General features: G+C 72.0%; 13 protein-coding genes. 6 read left to right on the top strand and 7 right to left on the bottom strand.

From position 1 onward, the window contains the following. The first annotated feature begins 18 nt into the window (after positions 1 to 18). Complete coding sequence (locus VC184_RS08250) at positions 19 to 750, top strand: general stress protein (protein WP_282501006.1); 732 nt, start codon at positions 19 to 21, stop codon at positions 748 to 750. A gap of 8 nt (positions 751 to 758) precedes the next feature. Further along, positions 759 to 1,418, top strand: a complete 660-nt coding sequence (locus tag VC184_RS08245) for an alpha/beta hydrolase family protein (RefSeq protein WP_274177942.1) — start codon at positions 759 to 761, stop codon at positions 1,416 to 1,418. 16 nt (positions 1,419 to 1,434) lie between these two features. Here the strand turns inward: VC184_RS08245 and VC184_RS08240 are convergent, their stop codons facing one another. From VC184_RS08240 to VC184_RS08230, 3 genes are all read right to left on the bottom strand, one after another. Then, positions 1,435 to 3,156: a gamma-glutamyltransferase family protein gene (locus VC184_RS08240; RefSeq protein ID WP_323987747.1), complete on the bottom strand. Its 1,722-nt coding sequence runs from the start codon at positions 3,154 to 3,156 to the stop codon at positions 1,435 to 1,437. A gap of 62 nt (positions 3,157 to 3,218) precedes the next feature. Further along, positions 3,219 to 4,655, bottom strand: a complete 1,437-nt coding sequence (locus VC184_RS08235; RefSeq protein ID WP_282501005.1) for an aminopeptidase P family protein — start codon at positions 4,653 to 4,655, stop codon at positions 3,219 to 3,221. 39 nt (positions 4,656 to 4,694) lie between these two features. Further along, positions 4,695 to 5,714 (bottom strand): endonuclease/exonuclease/phosphatase family protein, encoded by a 1,020-nt coding sequence (locus VC184_RS08230; protein ID WP_282501004.1) that lies wholly within the window; start codon positions 5,712 to 5,714, stop codon positions 4,695 to 4,697. A gap of 58 nt (positions 5,715 to 5,772) precedes the next feature. Here VC184_RS08230 and VC184_RS08225 point away from each other — a divergent pair, with 58 nt between their 5' ends. Continuing rightward, positions 5,773 to 6,651: a PHP domain-containing protein gene (locus VC184_RS08225; RefSeq protein WP_112614912.1), complete on the top strand. Its 879-nt coding sequence runs from the start codon at positions 5,773 to 5,775 to the stop codon at positions 6,649 to 6,651. Positions 6,652 to 6,679: 28 nt separating this feature from the next. Here the strand turns inward: VC184_RS08225 and VC184_RS08220 are convergent, their stop codons facing one another. After that, a complete protein-coding gene (locus VC184_RS08220; protein ID WP_274177939.1) occupies positions 6,680 to 8,134 on the bottom strand; it encodes a DEAD/DEAH box helicase in 1,455 nt (484 codons plus the stop codon). A gap of 130 nt (positions 8,135 to 8,264) precedes the next feature. On the opposite strand from VC184_RS08220, the gene VC184_RS08215 reads away from it, so the two are divergent. Beyond that, positions 8,265 to 8,981, top strand: coding sequence for a ferritin-like fold-containing protein (locus VC184_RS08215; protein ID WP_023950553.1), 717 nt, complete (start codon positions 8,265 to 8,267; stop codon positions 8,979 to 8,981). Between the two features lie 12 nt (positions 8,982 to 8,993). On the opposite strand, the gene VC184_RS08210 is transcribed toward VC184_RS08215, so the two are convergent. Both VC184_RS08210 and VC184_RS08205 read right to left on the bottom strand, forming a co-directional pair. Further along, positions 8,994 to 9,284 carry a hypothetical protein gene (locus VC184_RS08210; protein ID WP_323985732.1) on the bottom strand — a complete coding sequence of 97 codons (291 nt, stop codon included), beginning with the start codon at positions 9,282 to 9,284 and terminating at the stop codon, positions 8,994 to 8,996. A 2-nt stretch (positions 9,285 to 9,286) separates the two neighbouring features. Next, the gene (locus VC184_RS08205; protein WP_323985730.1) at positions 9,287 to 9,511 is read right to left on the bottom strand and encodes a DUF3107 domain-containing protein; all 225 of its coding nucleotides are present in this window, start codon (positions 9,509 to 9,511) and stop codon (positions 9,287 to 9,289) included. A gap of 140 nt (positions 9,512 to 9,651) precedes the next feature. Here VC184_RS08205 and VC184_RS08200 point away from each other — a divergent pair, with 140 nt between their 5' ends. Both VC184_RS08200 and VC184_RS08195 read left to right on the top strand, forming a co-directional pair. Continuing rightward, positions 9,652 to 12,723, top strand: coding sequence for an ATP-dependent helicase (locus tag VC184_RS08200; RefSeq protein WP_323985728.1), 3,072 nt, complete (start codon positions 9,652 to 9,654; stop codon positions 12,721 to 12,723). Next, positions 12,720 to 16,001, top strand: a complete 3,282-nt coding sequence (locus VC184_RS08195; RefSeq protein ID WP_323985726.1) for an ATP-dependent DNA helicase — start codon at positions 12,720 to 12,722, stop codon at positions 15,999 to 16,001. Before VC184_RS08200 ends, VC184_RS08195 begins: the two co-directional genes overlap by 4 nt. A gap of 10 nt (positions 16,002 to 16,011) precedes the next feature. Here the strand turns inward: VC184_RS08195 and VC184_RS08190 are convergent, their stop codons facing one another. After that, positions 16,012 to 17,220, bottom strand: a complete 1,209-nt coding sequence (locus VC184_RS08190) for a protein kinase family protein (protein ID WP_323985724.1) — start codon at positions 17,218 to 17,220, stop codon at positions 16,012 to 16,014. Between the last annotated feature and the right edge of the window lie 28 nt (positions 17,221 to 17,248).

The following is a 17,248-nucleotide window of genomic DNA, read 5'->3' as shown; positions in this document are numbered from 1 at the left end:
CCGTGACACAATGACGGAATGAGCATGATGGGCGGGACGCCCGCGGTCACGGGTGAGAAGGTCGCCGAGTACGCAACGTACGAGGCCGCGCAGAAGGCGGTGTCGACTCTCATCTCGGCCGACATCCCGGCCCGTGAGATCGCCATCGTCGGCTACGGACTGCGGTCGGTCGAGACGGTCACCGGCCGGCTCGGATATGCGACGGCGGCGCGGACGGGTGCGATCAACGGCATCCTCCTGGGGCTGATCTTCTCGCTGATCTTCGTCTTCGGCACTCCTGACGCCGCCATTCAGCTTTTCCTCGGCGTGATGCTGGTCGGCGTCGCGATCGGCATGATGATGAGCCTCGTCATGTTCGCTCTCGTGCGCCGTCGTCGCGACTTCGCATCGGTGACGCAGGTCGTCGCCGACCACTACGAGGTGACCGTGCAGGCGAGCAGCATCCATCGCGCCCGTGGCGCGCTGAACGTCGCGCCGGCCCGGCCCGCGGCGCCGGCCACGCCGGTGCCGGACGGGCCGCCCCGGTACGGCGAGCGCATCGACCCCGTGCCCGCTCCGTCGGGCGATCGGCCCGCCCCCGGTCCGGCGGCACCCGCGGGCAACCCGATCGCGCCGCCGTCGGGATCGCCCGCCCCCGGCCCCGCCGACGCCCCGCTGCCGCCGGCCGTGGGCCCGGTGCCCGGCGGCGAGGCCCCCGGCCCGCAGACTCCGGGTACGCTCGAGCCCCCGGCGACCGATCCGCAGCGATGATTGACGCGGTGCCGGTCGACATCGCGGCCGGGACCGTCGACCTGCCGCTGACGTACGACCGCGCTGAGCGTGCGGACGCTGTGATGATCCTCGCTCATGGCGCGGGCGCCGGACCCGAGCATCCGTTCCTCGGCGGTTTCGCGCATGCCGGCGCGGCGGCCGGGATCGATGTCGTGCGCTTTCCGTTCCCCTATGTGGTGGCGGGCCGCCGACTGCCCGGCGCCGCCGGTGACGCCATCGCGTCGTGGGCGGCGGTCTTCCGCGCCATCGCCGACGCGCACGCCGGGGTGCCCATCGTCGCGGCGGGGAAGTCGTACGGCGGCCGGATGGCATCGATGGCGGCCGCTTCCGGAGCGATCGACCCGGCTCTGCTCGTCTACCTCGGGTACCCGCTGCATGCGCCCGGTCGGCCCGACCGTCCGCGTGCGGCTCATCTGCCGGAGGTCACGTCGCCTCAGCTGTTCGTGTCCGGGACCCGCGATCCGTTCGTCGACCCGGTGACCGACCTCGAGAGCGTCGTCGCCGGATGCGCCGACGCGGAGTTGCTCTGGGTCGAGGGCGGCCGCCACTCCTTCGAGGTCGCGGGACGCAAACGGGATGCCGAGGAGGTCGGCGGCGCCGTGGCCGAGCTGGTCGCGCCGTGGTGCCACCGCCGGTTGTCGCAATGAGGGCGGGCGCTCCGCTTCAGCGACCGGCCGCGTAGCCCTGCATCCCGCGCGGGTTCGACGCCGCCCAGAGCAGTCCCCGCGACCGGTCGATGCCGACGGCCGAGAGACGTCCGAGGCTCCACGGCCCGACCACGGTGACGTCGTGCCCCCGCGCGCGCAGGCCCGAGGCGACCTCGTCGCCGAGCCGGTCTTCCATCACCACTCCTGCGGGCGTCCAGGTGCGCGGCCAGAACGAGTCGATCATCGCGGTCGTGTGAAGCGTCGGCGCATCGATCGCCGATTGCGCGTCCCAGCCCCCGACCAGCATGCGCAGCAGCATCGGCAGCTGCCACTGGTCCTGCTGGTCGCCTCCGGGCGTCCCCATCGCGATGTCGGCCCGGTCGCCGGTCATGACGAGGGTCGGGGAGAGGGTCGTGCGTGGGCGGGCGCCCGGGCGGAGTGCGGCGGGCGACGTCTCGTCGAGCCAGGTCATCTGCAGCCGCGTGCCCAGCGCGAAACCGAGTTCCGGGATCGCGGGGGACGACTGCAGCCAGCCGCCGGACGGTGTCACCGAGATGATGTTGCCCCACCTGTCGACGACGTCGATGTGACAGGTGTCGCCGCGCGTCTCGCCCGCTCGCCCGACCGTCGGTTCGCCCGTGCCGGCGACGCTCGTCCCGTCGGGACGCACGAGCGGCGGACGATGCGGTGCGCGCCCCGCCACGGTACCCGGGCGCCATTCGTGCGAGGCATCCGGGAGCAGCTGCGCACGACGCGCGGCGAGGAAGGCGGGGTCGAGGAGCTCGCTGACCACGCTGTCGTGGCCGAAGTGCGCGTCGCGGTCCGCGAGGGCCAGCTTGAGGGCCTCGACGATCGTGTGCGCGCCCTCCGCAGTCGCGGGGTCGAGGCGCGCATCGGGCAGCGGATCGAGCAGGGCGAGCGCCTCGAGCAGTGCGGGACCCTGCGTCCACGCGCCGGCCTTGACCACGGTCCGTCCGCGGAAGGTCGTCGTGAGAGGCTCCTCGTACCCTGCGGAGAAGTCGGCGAAATCGGCCTCCGTGATCACGCCGGCGTGGTGGCCTCCGGTCGAGTGTCGATGGGGCCGGGCCGCGAACGCGGCCGTCGCGTGCGCGACCGTGCCCGTCCGCCACTCGGTGCGAGCAGCCTCGATGCGCGCGGCCCGGTCTGCGGCGTCTCGTCCCGCCGCCACGAGACCCTCGAACACCGCGGCGAGCGCGGGGTTCCGGAACACATCGCCGGCCCGCGGCACGGTGCCCCCGGGCAGCCACAGATCGGCCGAGGACGGCCATTCGTCGCGGAAGAGCTGCGCGACGCGTGCGATGGTCGCTGACGCGGACGCGAGCAGAGGGTGCCCGTCGCGGGCGTAGCCGATCGCGAAAGCGAGGACGTCGGCGAGCTCCCACGTGCCGTAGTCGCGCAGCAGGACGAGCCAGGCGTCGACTGCTCCCGGCACCGCGGCCGCGAGGGCGCCGGCGCCCGGCACGGTCTCGAGCCCCTCCGCGCGGTAGTGCTCGATCGTCGCGCCGCGAGGCGCCGGCCCCTGGCCCATGAGCACGCGGGGCCGTGGATCCTCGGCCGCGTGGAAGAGGCCGACGAGATCGCCCCCGGGCCCGTTGAGGTGGGGTTCGACGACCTGCAGGACGAAGCCGCCCGCTGCGGCGGCGTCGAAGGCGTTGCCCCCGCGTTCGAGCACAGCCTGGGCCGTGGCGGTGGCGAGCCAATGGGTCGCCGCGGCCATCCCGAACGTGCCGGTCAGCAGCGGGCGCGTCGTCTGAGCGGGCGGCGGCGAGAACCGATCGGTCACGAGGTCGCGCGTGCGATCCAGGCTTCGACCTCGTCAGCTGTGCGCGGGATGTCCGCAGAAAGGTTGACGGGTCCGCTCTCGGTCATGAGGATGTCGTCCTCGATCCGGACCCCGATACCGCGGTACTCCTCGGGCACGGTGAGATCGTCGATCTGGAAGTACAGACCGGGCTCGATCGTGAACACCATGCCGGGCTCGAGGATGCCGTCGTAGTACATCTCACGGCGCGCCTGCGCGCAGTCGTGCACGTCGATCCCGAGGTGGTGGCTCGTGCCGTGGACCATGTAGCGCCGGTGCTGGCCGCCCCGGTCGGCGTCGAGCGCCTCGTCCGCCGTGACGGGGAGCAGACCCCAGTCCGCGACGCGGGCGGCGATGACCGTCATGGCGGCCTCGTGGATCGAGCGGAACGTCACACCGGGCCGGGCAGCGGCGAACGCGGTGTCGGCCGCCTCGCGAACGGTCTCGTAGATGCGGCGCTGGATCTCGGTGAAGCGTCCCGACACGGGCAGCGTGCGCGTGATGTCGGCGGTGTAGAGGCTGTCGACCTCGACGCCGGCATCGACGAGAATGAGGTCGCCGGGCACCACGGGCCCGTCGTTGCGCGTCCAGTGCAGGTAGCAGGCGTGAGGTCCGGAGGCGGCGATCGTGTCGTAGCCCTCGCCGTTGCCGTCCGTGCGCGCGCGCAGGTGGAACACGCCCTCGACGACGCGCTCGCCCCGGGGGGTGGCGATGATGCGGGGGAGGTCGGCCACGATGTCGTCGAAACCACGTGCGGTCGCCGCGACAGCGAGACGCATCTGCTCGATCTCGTACTCGTCCTTCGTCAGCCGCAGCTCGGACACGGCCCGCGTCAGGTCGGGATCTGCTTCGAGGACCAGGTCATCGGTGCGTAGCTCGACATCCGCGAGATGCGCGGTCGCAACACCGAGATCGGCGGCGACGTCGGCGAGCGCCGGGCGCGGTCCGATCCAGAACTCGCCGACCGAGGCGTCGGCGTAGAACTCGGCCGTGGTGCGATCGGCTCGGTCGCGGAGGTACAGGGTGACATCGTGTCCCCCGGCGGTGGGCTCGAAGACGAGCACCGAGTCGGGTACGGCGTCGCTGCCCCAGCCCGTCAGATGCGAGAACGCGGAGTGCGCGCGGAAGGGGTAGTCGGTGTCGTTCGAGCGCTGCTTGAGAGAGCCCGCGGGGATGACGAGGCGCCGACCGCGGAACTCGCGTGAGAGCCGTTCGCGGCGAGCGGCGGCGAAGCGCGCCGCGTCGCGGGGCGGCGTCGTCGTCTCGGGCCGCGATCCCCAGCCCTCGGAGATCGTGTCGAGGAAGCCCTGCGGGAACGGCTGACGCCGGTTGGTGTTCTCGGCGGGCGCTTCGGTCTCGGCGGTCGCGGTTCCGATCGTGTCGGTTGCGGTCGGCTCGGTCTCGCTCGTGGTCATGCCTCCAGTCTCGCACCCGGAGGCGGCCGCCGCGACGGTTCAGCGCCGCGTGTACTGCACGACGAGCGGGCGATGGTCGCTGCCGGAATGATCGAGCGACGAGATGACGACCGAGCCTTCGGGCTTCCAGGACGCGGTTGCCATGATGTGGTCGATCGGCGCTCCGAGCGGAGCCGGCAGGTCGGTCGGCCAGGTCCCGATACCGCCGTTGCCGGTGGACCGGGCGGCGTCGTGGCAGCGACCCAGATCGGCGTCGTCGACTCCGAGACGCGCCATGTGGTCGAGCGTCGCGTTGAAGTCACCGGCCATGATGACATCGTCCGTGGCGCACTGGTCGGCCAGCCACTGGAGGTCGCTGCGCCAGCTCGCCATCTCCTCCGGCCGCGGGGCGACCGCGTGCACCGCCACCACCACGGGGCCGTCGCCGTCGACGGGCATGGCGACGGCGCTCGGGACGATGGTGGTGTTGGTCGTACCGGCTGCCTCGGACTCGATGACCGCGTAGTCGCCGAGCTCGGGTGAGATCAGCAGGGCCGTCGAGTTCGCGTCCCAGCTGTCCGGCCCCTCGTAGCTGTCCACGTGCGCCCACATCGGGCGCCCGCGCTCGCGCATCGCCACCGCGACCGCGCGTCCGGTGTCCATCGTCGTCTCGGGCAGCGCCACGATGTCGGCCTGCATCGCCACGGCGGTCTCGGCGATGGTCTGCGCATCGGTCGCGGGACCGGCGGTGTTCCAGGTCATGACGCGGATGCTGTCCTCCGTCTTCGGCGGCAGCGTCTCCGCGCCGAGCCCCCTCACCGCCAGGGTTCCCGCGCCGCCGATGGCGACGACCACGGAGACGAGCACGACCCACAGGCAGAAGGCACGGATGCGGCGGCCCAGCGAGAGGACGAGGAAGATCAGGGCGATCGCGACGAAGGCGCCGATCAGGAACGGACGCAGCGCGACCGCCTGCGCGAACGGGAACTCGCGTTCGAGGCGAAGAAGCTCCGGCCAGGTGGCCACGATGGCCCCCGCTGCGAACAGGGCCACCACGAGGGCTCCGAACACGCGCTTCACGCCTCGACTCTAAGAGAGCGAGCCTGGACGATCGCCGGGCACGGCTACGCTGTGGAGGATGGGTACGGCAGAGCGCGCGCACGGCTTCCACGGCCCCAGCGATCTGCATCTGCACTCGGTCCGCTCCGACGGGACGGAGCCTCCCGCCGGAGTCGTGCAAGCCGCCCACCGTGCGGGTGTGCGAACGATGGCGCTCACCGACCACGACACGACGGCCGGCTGGGCCGAAGCGGCCGAGGCCACGGCGTCGCTCGACATGACCTTCCTCCCGGGTATGGAACTCAGCGCCCGCCACGAGTGGCGAACCGTGCACCTGCTCGCGTACCTCTTCGATCCCGACCATCCGCGGTTGCGCGCAGAGATGGAGCGCATCCGCGAGGACCGCATCGGCCGGGCCGAACGGATCGTCCGCAGCATCGCCCGTTCGCACGACCTGACGTGGGACGACGTGCTCGCGCAGACCGGTGCCGGCGCCACGGTGGGACGGCCCCACATCGCCGACGCTCTCGTCGCGCGCGGCCTCGCCGTCGATCGCGCGGCGGCGTTCGCCGGCATCCTGCACCCCAGCCAGGGACATTTCACGCCGCACTACGCTCCCGACCCCGTCACCGCGGTGGAGCTCGTCGTCGCCGCCGGGGGAGTGCCGATCCTCGCGCATCCCTCGCCGAGCGGACGCGAGCGGATGATGCCGCCCGCGGTGCTCCGCGAGCTCGTCGCCCACGGCCTCGCGGGCTTCGAGGTCGGGCACCGCGAGAACACAGCGGACGGCAAGCGCGTCCTGCGTGCTCTCGCCGCAGAGCTCGACCTCATCGTGACGGGGTCGAGCGACTACCACGGTCTCGGCAAGCCGAATCAGCCCGGTGAGAACACGACCGACGATGACATGGTCGCGCGCATCATCGCCCGGGCAAGCGGAACGGCGCCCGTCTACGCGTAGTCGGGCGCCGTCGCGCGAGATGGCCGTATCAGCCTGCGGCGGGAGCCGTCGAGCCTGCCGCGCCGGATCCCGATCCGCCACGACGACGGCGACGCCGGCGGGGGGAGGTCTTGCCATCGCGGTGCTCGGATCCGCCACCATCGTGCGTGCCCGTCCCGGCATCCGTCGACGCGGCCGCCGAGCCCTCAGCGGCCGCCGCACCGTCGCCCGAGCCGCGCGAGCGGCGGCGACGGGGACGCTTCGTATCGCCCTCGGACGATTCCGTCGAGACCGTCTTGACGCTCTGCGTCGTGGGCAGCTTGCGGAGGCGTCCCTTGGTTCCCGCGGGGATGTTCAGGTCCTCGAAGAGGTGCGGGCTCGACGAGTAGGTCTCGACGGGCTCGGGCTGACCGAATTCGAGCGCTCGGTTGATGAGGGCCCACTTGTGCAGGTCTTCCCAATCGACGAAGGTGACCGCGATGCCGGTGCGGCCGGCGCGACCGGTGCGGCCCGCGCGGTGCAGGTATGTCTTCTCGTCGTCGGGGATGGTGTGGTTGATGACGTGGGTGACGTCGTCGACGTCGATGCCGCGCGCGGCGACGTCGGTCGCGATCAGGACGTCCTTCTTGCCGGCCTTGAACCCGGCCATCGAGCGCTCCCGCGCTTCCTGGCTCATGTCGCCGTGGACCGCGCCGGCGTTGAAGCCGCGGTCGTTCAGCTCGTCGACGAGCTTCTGGGCCGCGCGCTTGGTGCGCGTGAAGATGACGGTCTTGCCGCGGCCTTCGGCCTGGAGGATGCGGGCGATGACCTCGTCCTTGTCGAGCGAGTGCGCGCGGTAGACGAGGTGCTTGATGTTCGCCTGGGTCAGGCCCTCGTCGGGGTCGGTCGCGCGGATGTGGATCGGGTTCGACATGAACCGGCGCGCCAGCGCGACGATCGGTCCCGGCATCGTCGCCGAGTAGAGCATCGTGTGACGGACGGGAGCGACCTTCTGGAAGATCTTCTCTATGTCGGGGAGGAAGCCGAGGTCGAGCATCTTGTCGGCCTCGTCCAGCACGACCTCCGTCGCGTTGGACAGGTCGAGCAGACGCTGGCCCGCGAGGTCGATCAGGCGGCCCGGGGTGCCGACGACGATCTGCGCTCCGGCCTTCAGCTGGTCGATCTGGCCCTCGTAGGCCTTTCCGCCGTAGATGGCCACGACACTCGTGGACCGGTTGCGGGTGAGCATGTCCATGTCCTCGAACACCTGGACGGCGAGCTCGCGGGTGGGGACGACGATGAGGGCCTTCACGCCGGGCGCGGGGTCGAGTCCCAGGCGCTGCACGACGGGGATGCCGAAACCGAAGGTCTTACCGGTGCCGGTCTTGGCCTGGCCGATGATGTCCTGGCCGGGCAGGCCCAGCGGGATCGTCTGCTCCTGGATGGGGAAGGCGTCGACGATGCCCTTGTCGGCGAGGGCGTCGACGATGTCCTGGTCGACGCCGAGGTCAGCGAATGTGGTCATGGGTGACGTGCCTGTCTGGCGGTGAGAAGCCGCCGGTGATGTGGGTCCACGCCCTTCACTCAGCCACAGGCGCGGGGCCCCGGTCCGATGCCGGGGCGCATCCAGCCTACCGCGACCCTAGGCTGGACCCGTGGTGAGCTGGTTCTTCAAGCGCAAGCGTCCTGTCGGTCGCACCCTGCGGCTGCGATCCCGAGGCGACTACGGGGATGTCCGTCGCGTCGATTTCGAGGAGCTCGCTCCCGATGTCGACACCTTCCTCGGTCAGGCCGCGTATCTGCAGCTCGGCTACTTCGAGACGCTGAGCGACCTGATCGCCTCGACCCCCGAGCTGTCGCAGAAGGAGTCACTGTCGTTGGCGGCGGGCACAGCCCTGCTCAAGCACCGCGAGCTCGTCGGCGTGATCCGCGATCGCGGCGCCGATCCGCTCGAGCTGATGCTGCCCTTCCGTGAGCCGCTCGATGCCTTCCGCCGCGCGACGCACGGCGCACGGCCACTCGAGACGATGCTCTCGGTGCACCTGACGGCCGGCATGCTCGACGACTTCTACCTCGCGCTGTCGGCGAGCTACGGCGACACCGGACGGCAGGTCGCCGTCATCCTGCGGGCGCACGACGACCGCAGTGCTCTGGTGCGCATCATCACCGATGCGATCGCCGCGGACGAGCAGTGGCGGGGACTGCTCTCGCTCTGGGGCCGCCGCCTCGTCGGAGACACGCTGCTGATCGCCCGGGCGGCGCTGCGGTCGACATCGCTGCAGCCCGCGGACGAGAAGAGGGTCGAGCCCACCTACGCCGACGTGATGGCCGCGCATTCGCGCCGCATGGCCGCGATGGGCCTCGAGGCCTGACGCCTCGGGCGGTCAGGCGATCCGGAGGCGACGACGCTCAGCGGCATCCGTCCGGGCTCGCGAGCGCGTCAGCAGCAGGAGGACAGCGGGCACCAGCACAGCCGGAGTCACGATGGCGACGAGCCAGATGACGGGGTTGTCGACCGCGAGACCGGCCCAGGTCATCACTGCCCACGCGACGCCGCCGATGACGGCGCCGAGAACAGGCGCGAGCGCGGCACCACGGGCCTCGCGCCCGGGAATCGCGAACTCGGCGGCGAGGCCGATCGCGGCGCCCATGATCAGCGCCAGGACGATCTGCACGGTCAGGCCACGAAGCCCACGCGGCGGGTCTGGTCGGTGCCGACCTCGACGAATGCGATGCCCGCGGTCGGCACGATGTAGGAGCTGCCCTTCGCGTCGTTGAGCTCGACGAAGGGAGCGCCGGAGGTGAGAGCCTCGGAGACGGTCGCCCGAACGGCGTCCGCCGACTCGTTGGATTCGAGGCTGAGCTCGCGGCCGGTGTTCGCGATGCCGATACGGATCTCCACGGATACATCCTCCTCCGCGCCCGTGCGTCGGGCGCTCTTCGACTCTACGACACCGGTCGGACCGGGATGCCGGCCGGGTCACGCCCTGGGCGAACGCCGACGGCGAACCGGTGTCGGCGGTGCCGGTTAGCGTGGAAGACATGGGTCAGGTCTCCGTGGGCGTCGTGCCCGACGCCGCGCAGTCGCGCGCGCTCGAGCTCCCGGCCGAGGCGAGCGCCGTCGTCGTCGGCGCGCCGGGCACAGGTAAGACGCGGACCATCGTCGAACGGGTGCGACGGCTGGTCGTCGACGGACTCGACCCCGACGCGCTCGTCGTCCTGACGGCCACGCGCCAGGCGGCCACGGACCTGCGCGACGACCTCGGCGTCGCCGTCGGCGTGGCGACGGCCGGCCCCCTGGCCCGGTCGGTTCCGGCCTTCGCCTTCCAGATCGTGCGTGCCGAAGCGGTCAGACGCGGCGTCGAACCGCCGCGTCTGCTGACGGGCGGCGACGAGGACGCGATCATCCGCGACCTTCTCGACGGCGACGCGGAGGACGAGCGCGACGGGCGGTCGCGGTGGCCGGACGAGCTTCCCGCGCACGTGCGCGACTCGCGCGGCTTCCGCGCCGAACTGCGCGCTTTCATCGCGGAGTGCACGGCCTCGGGCATCGACCCGAGCACTCTCGTCGCCCGCGCCGTTCGCGAGGGGCGACCGGCCTGGCGGGCCACTGCGTCCTTCATGTCCGAGTACTTCGCGGTCCGCGACGCCATGCGCGGCGCCCACCGCGACGCAGCCGGGCTCATCCGTGAGGCGGTCGAGATCGTCTCCCATCGGGGGATCCCGCAGCTGCGGGTCGTGCTCGTCGACGACGCGCAGGAGCTGACCGCCGGCGGCGTCGACCTCCTCCAGGCTTGTCGCGCTCGCGACATCGCCGTCGTCGCGTTCGGTGACCCCGATGTGGGCTCCGGTGCGTTCCGAGGCGCGACGCCCGAGAACTTCGCCCGTCTCGCCGCGGGCCGCGACGTCGTCGTGCTCGACACGGTCCACCGGGCCGAGGCCCGCCACGCCCCGCTCGTCTCCGCCATCACCGCCCGCATCGGCGCGGTCGGGCTGGTGGCGCATCGACGGGCTCCAGAACCGGATGCTCCCATGGTCGGTGTCCGGGCGCTGGCGCTGCGATCGCGCTCGGAGGAATTCGACGCCGTGGCGCGGCTGCTTCGCGAGCGGCACGTGCACCACGGAGTGCCGTGGGAGGAGTGCGCGGTCATCGCCCACGACAGTCGTCAGGTCACCGCGCTCGAGGCCGAACTGGCTGCGCGCGACGTCCCGACGGCGACCTCCGGCACCGGTACCTCGCTCGGGGAATCGCCCGTCGTCCGCGACCTGCTGCGGCTCGTCGATCTGGCGGCACGTCCGGGTGAGACCTGGGAGCGCGACGAGGTCATCGCCGCACTCTCCGGCGCCGGGCTCGACGCCGTCGACCAGCGCCGGCTCCGGTCTGCGCTCCGTCAGGCGTTCCCGCCGCGCGAGGGCGAGCCGGTGTCGGCGTGGGAGCTGCTGCGCTCAGCGATGCTCCACCCCGCCGAGCTCGCACTGCTCGATCTGCGTGAGGCGCGTCGGGCGGCGCGTGTTGCGGACACTCTGAGGACCGTCGCCGACCTCATCGCCGACGGTGCGACGGCACACGAACTGCTCTGGGCGTCGTGGGAGGGGTCAGGCCGGGAACGAGCCCTGCGCGAAGCCGCTCGCGGCCACGGGCCGCTGGCCGCGCAGGCGGATCGAGATCTCGACGCGGTCGTCGCCCTGTTCCAAGCCGCCAAACGCCACGGCGAGCGCGAGGACGGCACGACCCCCGTCGTCTTCCTGCGGGGCATCCTCGACGCAGACGTCGGCGACGACCGGTTCGTTCCGCCGCCGGTGAGCGGAGCGGTGCGGGTGCTGACACCGGCCGCGGCTCTGGGCACCGAGTTCGACACCGTCGTGGTGGCCGGGGTTCAGGAGGGCATCTGGCCGAACCTTCGCGTGCGCGGCGGCCTGCTCGACACCTGGCGGCTGCCCTTCGACGACCCCGCGGTCGCGGACGCGCTCGATCGCCGTCGCGGTGTCCTGCACGACGAGCTGCGGCTTTTCGCGCGTGCGGTCTCGCGAGCACGCGAGCTCGTCGTGGTCACGGCCGTCGATGACGACGACACGGGACCGAGTCCGTTCTTCGGGCTGCTGCCCGAGGCGGAAGGGGCCCCGCCGGAGGCGGCGCACCCGCTGACCCTGCGCGGTCTCGTCGCACGGCACCGACGTGCCCTCACGGATCCGCGCACCGCGGAGAACGACCGCCGACGCGCGGCCGGGCAGCTCGCGCTCCTGGCCGATGCGGGTGTCGCGGGCGCCGATCCCGACGAGTGGTTCGGCATCCGTCCGCCGACCACGACGGCGCCGCTGCGCGACCGCGAGGTCGAGACGATCCGCGTCTCGCCCTCACGCCTCGAGACCCTCGAGGAGTGTCAGCTGAACTGGGTGATCGCCGACCTCGGCGGTGACGCGTCGAGCGCCACAGCCGGTATCGGCACGATCGTGCACAGCGCCCTCGAGATCGCGTCTCCCGACGAAGAGTCGCTCTGGCGGGCCGTGTCGGCGCGGTGGAGCGAGCTCGAGTTCGAGTCCGCCTGGCGCGAGCGCGCGGAACGGATGCGCGCCCGTGATCTCGTGCGACGGCTCGCCCGCTATCTCCGGGATTTCGAACGCGACGGCGGCCGTCTGCTGGGGGCCGAGCCGCGTTTCGAGGTGGAGCTCGCCCATGACGACGCCGACGGGCGCATCGTCCTCAGCGGCGCGGTCGATCGCGTGGAGCTGCGTGCCGACGGCAGCGTCGTCATCGTCGATCTCAAGACCGGGAAGCGCGAGCCGCAGACCGACCGTGCCGTGACCCATCACGCGCAGCTCGCGGCGTACCAGCTCGCACACGAGCACGGTGCGATCCCCGCAGCCGCGGGCCTGCCCCCCGGGGGTGCGATGCTGCTCGTGCTGCGACCGACGGCCGCGACGAAGGACTACGCCGCGCCTCGCCAGCCGCCCTTCGGCGACGACGAGCGCGTCGGCTTTCTCGGCCGCGTCCGCGGCGCCGCACGCGTCATGGCCGGGAGCAGCTTCGAGGCTCCGTTCGAGGAGCATTGCCGGGACGATCATTCGTTCGGGCTCTGCCGCATCCACACGATCGCGGCGGTGAGTGCGACATGATCGTCTCGCCTGCAGCCCTGGCGTCCGCCCTCGGTCAGTTCCCACCGACCCCGGAGCAGAGCGCGGTGATCGCCGCGCCGCTCGCGCCGGCGCTCGTCGTCGCCGGCGCCGGCAGCGGCAAGACCGAGACGATGGCGGGCCGCGTCGTGTGGCTCGTCGCGAACGGACACGTCCCGCGCTCCGGCATCCTCGGCCTCACCTTCACCCGTAAGGCGGCAGGCGAGCTGAGCGAACGCATCCGGCGGCGACTCGATCGCCTCGCGGAGTTCGAGGACGCGGGCCTGCTGCCGTATCTCGACGCGCTGCACCGACGAGGAGCACTGGACGTCTTCGGCGAACTCGAGCGAGCGGGCGACCCGGGCGGCGCGCGACGTCACGCCGCGCAGCGCCGCCTCGTCGACGACACCGGTGCGCGCACGCTCGGACCCGCGACGGACTCGCTGCTCGAGCGCCCGACGGTGTCGACCTACAACAGCTTCGCCGACGGCATCGTGCGCGAGAACGCGGTGCGCATCGGGCGCGACCCCGAGGCGGCTGTGCTCAGCGAATCCGCCGCGTGGCTGCTGATGCGGCGCGTCGTGCTCGAGTCGGATGACGAGCGTCTCGAGACGCGGGAGAACGCGCTTCGCAGCATCATCGACGGGGCTCTCCGCATCGCGCGCGACGGCGTCGACAACCTCGTCGACTTCGACGAGCTCGCGCGTTTCGGGGCGGCGTTCCAGGATGTCCTGGAACGCCCGTCGACCCGCAGCGGCACGACCGTCTACGCCGATGTCGCGCGGGCGGCGGAGCAGGTGTCGGGCCTGCCGCTGCTCGCCGACCTCGCGGTGGAGTACCAGCGTCGCAAGCTCCGCTCGGGTGTCATCGACTTCTCCGACCAGGTGGCTGGGGCGCTGACGATCGTCCGCGCCCACGCAACGGTCTCCGCCGACCTCCGCGCGCGGTATCCCGTCGTCCTCCTCGACGAGTATCAGGACACTTCCGTCGTCCAGACCGAGCTGTTGAGCGCCGTGTTCGCCGGTACGTCGGTGATGGCGGTCGGCGACCCGCACCAGTCGATCTACGGCTGGCGCGGCGCGAGCGCCGGCAACCTGGGCGACTTCGCGGCCGCCTTCGCGCCCGGCGGCGGCTCGGGCAGGTACTCGCTCGCGACGAGCTGGCGGAACAGCGAGCGCATCCTGGATGCCGCCAACGCCGTGCTCGCCCCCCTCGCCCAGCGATCGCCGGTGCCGGTCGACCGGCTGCGGCCGCGGCCGAATGCCCCCGCAGGCGGGGTCGACATCGTCTTCGAGACCGATCTCGACGCCGAGACCGAGCGCGTCGCGGCATGGTTCGAGGAAGTGAGAGCGGACCGGCAGCGGCGCGGTCTTCCCACGAGCGCGGCGATCCTGCTGCGCAGCAAGAAGCACATGGTGCGCTTCGCCGACGCCCTCGCGCGGCGCGGCATCCCGCACCGCATCCTCGGACTGGGCGGGCTGCTGAGCACCCCCGAGGTCGTCGACGTCGTCTCGGCCCTGCGTGTCATCAGCGATCCGACGGCAGGGTCGGCATTGCTCCGACTGCTCGGCGGGCCGCGCTGGTCGATCGGTCTTCGCGACCTGCGTTCGCTCGCTGAGCTCGGGCGCCGACTCGCGCGTTCCGACGTCGGGTTGCAGCCGCTGGCTGCTGAGCACGCGACGGAAGAGAACGCGTCGCTGATCGACGCGCTCGACTTCTTCGTGCGCGTCGGCCCCGATCACGGTTGGCTGGCTGACTTCAGCGCACCCGGCCGTGAGCGTCTCCGCGAGGCGGCGGCCACGTTCGCCGGGCTGCGGCGCGCGTCGTCGATGCCCATCCCGGAACTCGTGCGACTGATCGAGGCGGAACTGCGCCTCGACGTCGAACTCGCCGCGAACGAGAGCCGGGGCCCCGCTCGGGTCGCCTCCGATCAGCTGCGTGCCTTCGTCGACGAGCTGCAGGGTTTCCTCGCGACCGATGAGTCAGGATCGCTGCCGAGCCTGCTCGCCTGGCTCGACCACGCCGAGCGGCAGGACGAGTTCGCCCCGCGCACCGAGCCCCCCGAGGATGACGTCGTGCAGATCCTCACGATCCACGGATCGAAGGGACTGGAGTGGGATGCTGTCGCCGTCGGCCGGGTCGTCGCCGACGAACTCCCCGCTCGGCCGCGCGACAAGCAAGGGTGGCTCGGATTCGGAGTCTTGCCGTACGCCTTCCGGGGTGATGCGCGCTGGCTGCCCGACCTCGGGTGGGAGGCGCACGTGGCGCCGAGCCAGCAGGACCTCAAGGCGGCGCTCGCGAGATTCGCCGAAGACAACGCCGATCGACAGCGCGAAGAGGAGCGTCGTCTGGCATATGTCGCCGTGACCCGCGCTCGCGACGCGCTTCTGCTCAGTGGGTCACCGTGGTCGGGCACTCGCAACCCCCGCGGTCCGAGCCCGTTCCTGCGCGAGATCGCGACCGCGCTCGAACACGACCTCGCCGATGCCGAACCGGGGGAGAACCCCTACCTCGATCGTCGTCAGACGATGCAGTGGCCGCTGGATCCCCTGGGCGCGCGGCGCGCGCGGGTCGAGGCGGCTGCGCAGCGTGTGCGCGACGCCTGCGACGCGGGCGGGCGGGATCAGCCCGAGCGCGACCTCGCCCTCTTGCTGGCGGAACGTGAGGAGAGGGCCGGAGGCGTCCGACGGGTCGCCCCCATCCGCATCCCCGCGTCGCGCTTCAAAGACTTCGCCGCCGATTACGACTCCGCCGTGGAGGCGACTCTGCGGCCGATGCCGGAGCGTCCATACCGTGAGACGCGGCTGGGTACGCGCTTCCACGCCTGGGTCGAGCAGCGGTCCGGTCTCACCGCACGGGGGCCGCAACCCGATGCGCCGCTGTGGGAGGTCGATGACCCCGCCGATGACTCGGGCGGTGGCGCGGACGACGATCTGAGCCGTCTGCAGGAGAACTTCCTGCGCTCTGAATGGGCCGAGCTGCAGCCGATCGAGGTCGAGACCGAGATCGACTTCGCCGACGACCGGGTGCTGGGCGACGGCCGCCCGCACGTCATCATCTGCAAGCTCGACGCGGTCTACCGCCGTGCCGACCGAGATGGGCGCATCGAGATCGTCGACTGGAAGACGGGGCGACCGCCGCGAACACCGGCGGAGCGGTCCGAGCGGATGCTTCAGCTCGAGCTCTATCGCCGGGCGTACTCGATCCGCCACGGCATCCCCGAATCCGAGATCGACGTCGCGCTGTTCTACGTGGCCGACGACCTCGTCCTGCGGGGCTGAGCGCGACTCGTCAGTCGGCGGTGGACCAGCGCCGCAACGCGTTGCGCGCGGCTTCCGCGTGCTCGGGGTCGTCGCCGTCCTCCTGCTGTCCCGTCGCAGAGGTCGGCGTGACGGTCGGTGCGGCGCCGGTGTCCCCGCGCCGGTCGCTCGAGGCGCCGTCGGGCGTCCAGTCGGACAGGTCGATCGGAACCGTTTCGATGTCGGCCTGCTCAGCGGTGTCCTGGTCGGCAAGGTACGCCGCCAGAAGTGCCGGGTCGTAGGTGTCGGTCTGCATGGAGGTGTCGCCCGCAGCCACCGCAGCCGGCGTGCGGCCGAGCAGCTCGAGCGCGTCGTCGACGGTGCTGTAGTCCTCCGGCAGGAGAGGCTCGTCGCGCACGCCCTCGTCGAGCGCGTTCAGCAGCGCGACGGCATCCTCCACGACCCGGGCAGCACCGGTCTCGTGGCCGTGTGCGAGCCACCGCGCGAACTCGAGCTCCGCATACAGACGCGAGCGCGCAGCGAGAGCGGCGTCGGGCGTGTGGTGCGCGGCCTCGGCGTAGGCGGCGAGCACGTCGTCGCGGGCATCCGGAGCCGAGGCGAGCCAGCGGAGGTCCTCGGCAGGGTCGCCGACGCCGAGACCGTGCCAGGCGAGAAGACCCGTGACAGTGGGGCCGGCGGCGGTGTCGCTCAGGACGAAGCGGCCCGGGTCGACCCCGCCCAGCGTGACCGTCGCCTCGAAGCGCCAGAGACGGTCCTCGCCGAGTGCCGTGCTCCAGCGTCGGAGGAGACCGAAAGGCAGCGAGCCGGTGGCCTCGGCGCGGTCGAGCAGACGTTCGGCGTCTTGGCGCACGTCGGCGCTCGTGCGGACACGCAGGCCGGCGTCGCGCGCGACCGCGTGGGGGAGGGCGTGGACGCGCGCTATGGCCGAGCCGAGCGACCAGGCCGCGCCGCGGCCCGGCGGAATGTGGCCCGCTTCAACACGGTAGCCGGGGACGTAATCCTGCACGACCGCGGTGAAACCGCCCATCCGGGCTGTGCCGAGAACCGCGGGGGCCTCGAAGGGAAGCAGGCCGCGCACACCCGGCGTCAGGGCGCGCAGCGCGCGGGTGTCGGCGACGAGTTCGAGGTCGGCGTCGACGTCGACCGGCACGCGCACGACGACTCTCCGGCCGTCCTCGAGGGTCACCAGGGCACTGTCGTATCTGCCCTCGGCGCGCTCGGTGAGCTCCGCGGCATTCACGACGGCAGCCCCGGGGAGAGCCGAACTG

Source organism: Microbacterium plantarum, assembly GCF_035231185.1.
Taxonomy (GTDB): domain Bacteria; phylum Actinomycetota; class Actinomycetes; order Actinomycetales; family Microbacteriaceae; genus Microbacterium; species Microbacterium plantarum.
Note: the sequence above shows the minus strand (reverse complement) of the source record. Positions and strands in the feature narration are given on the sequence as shown.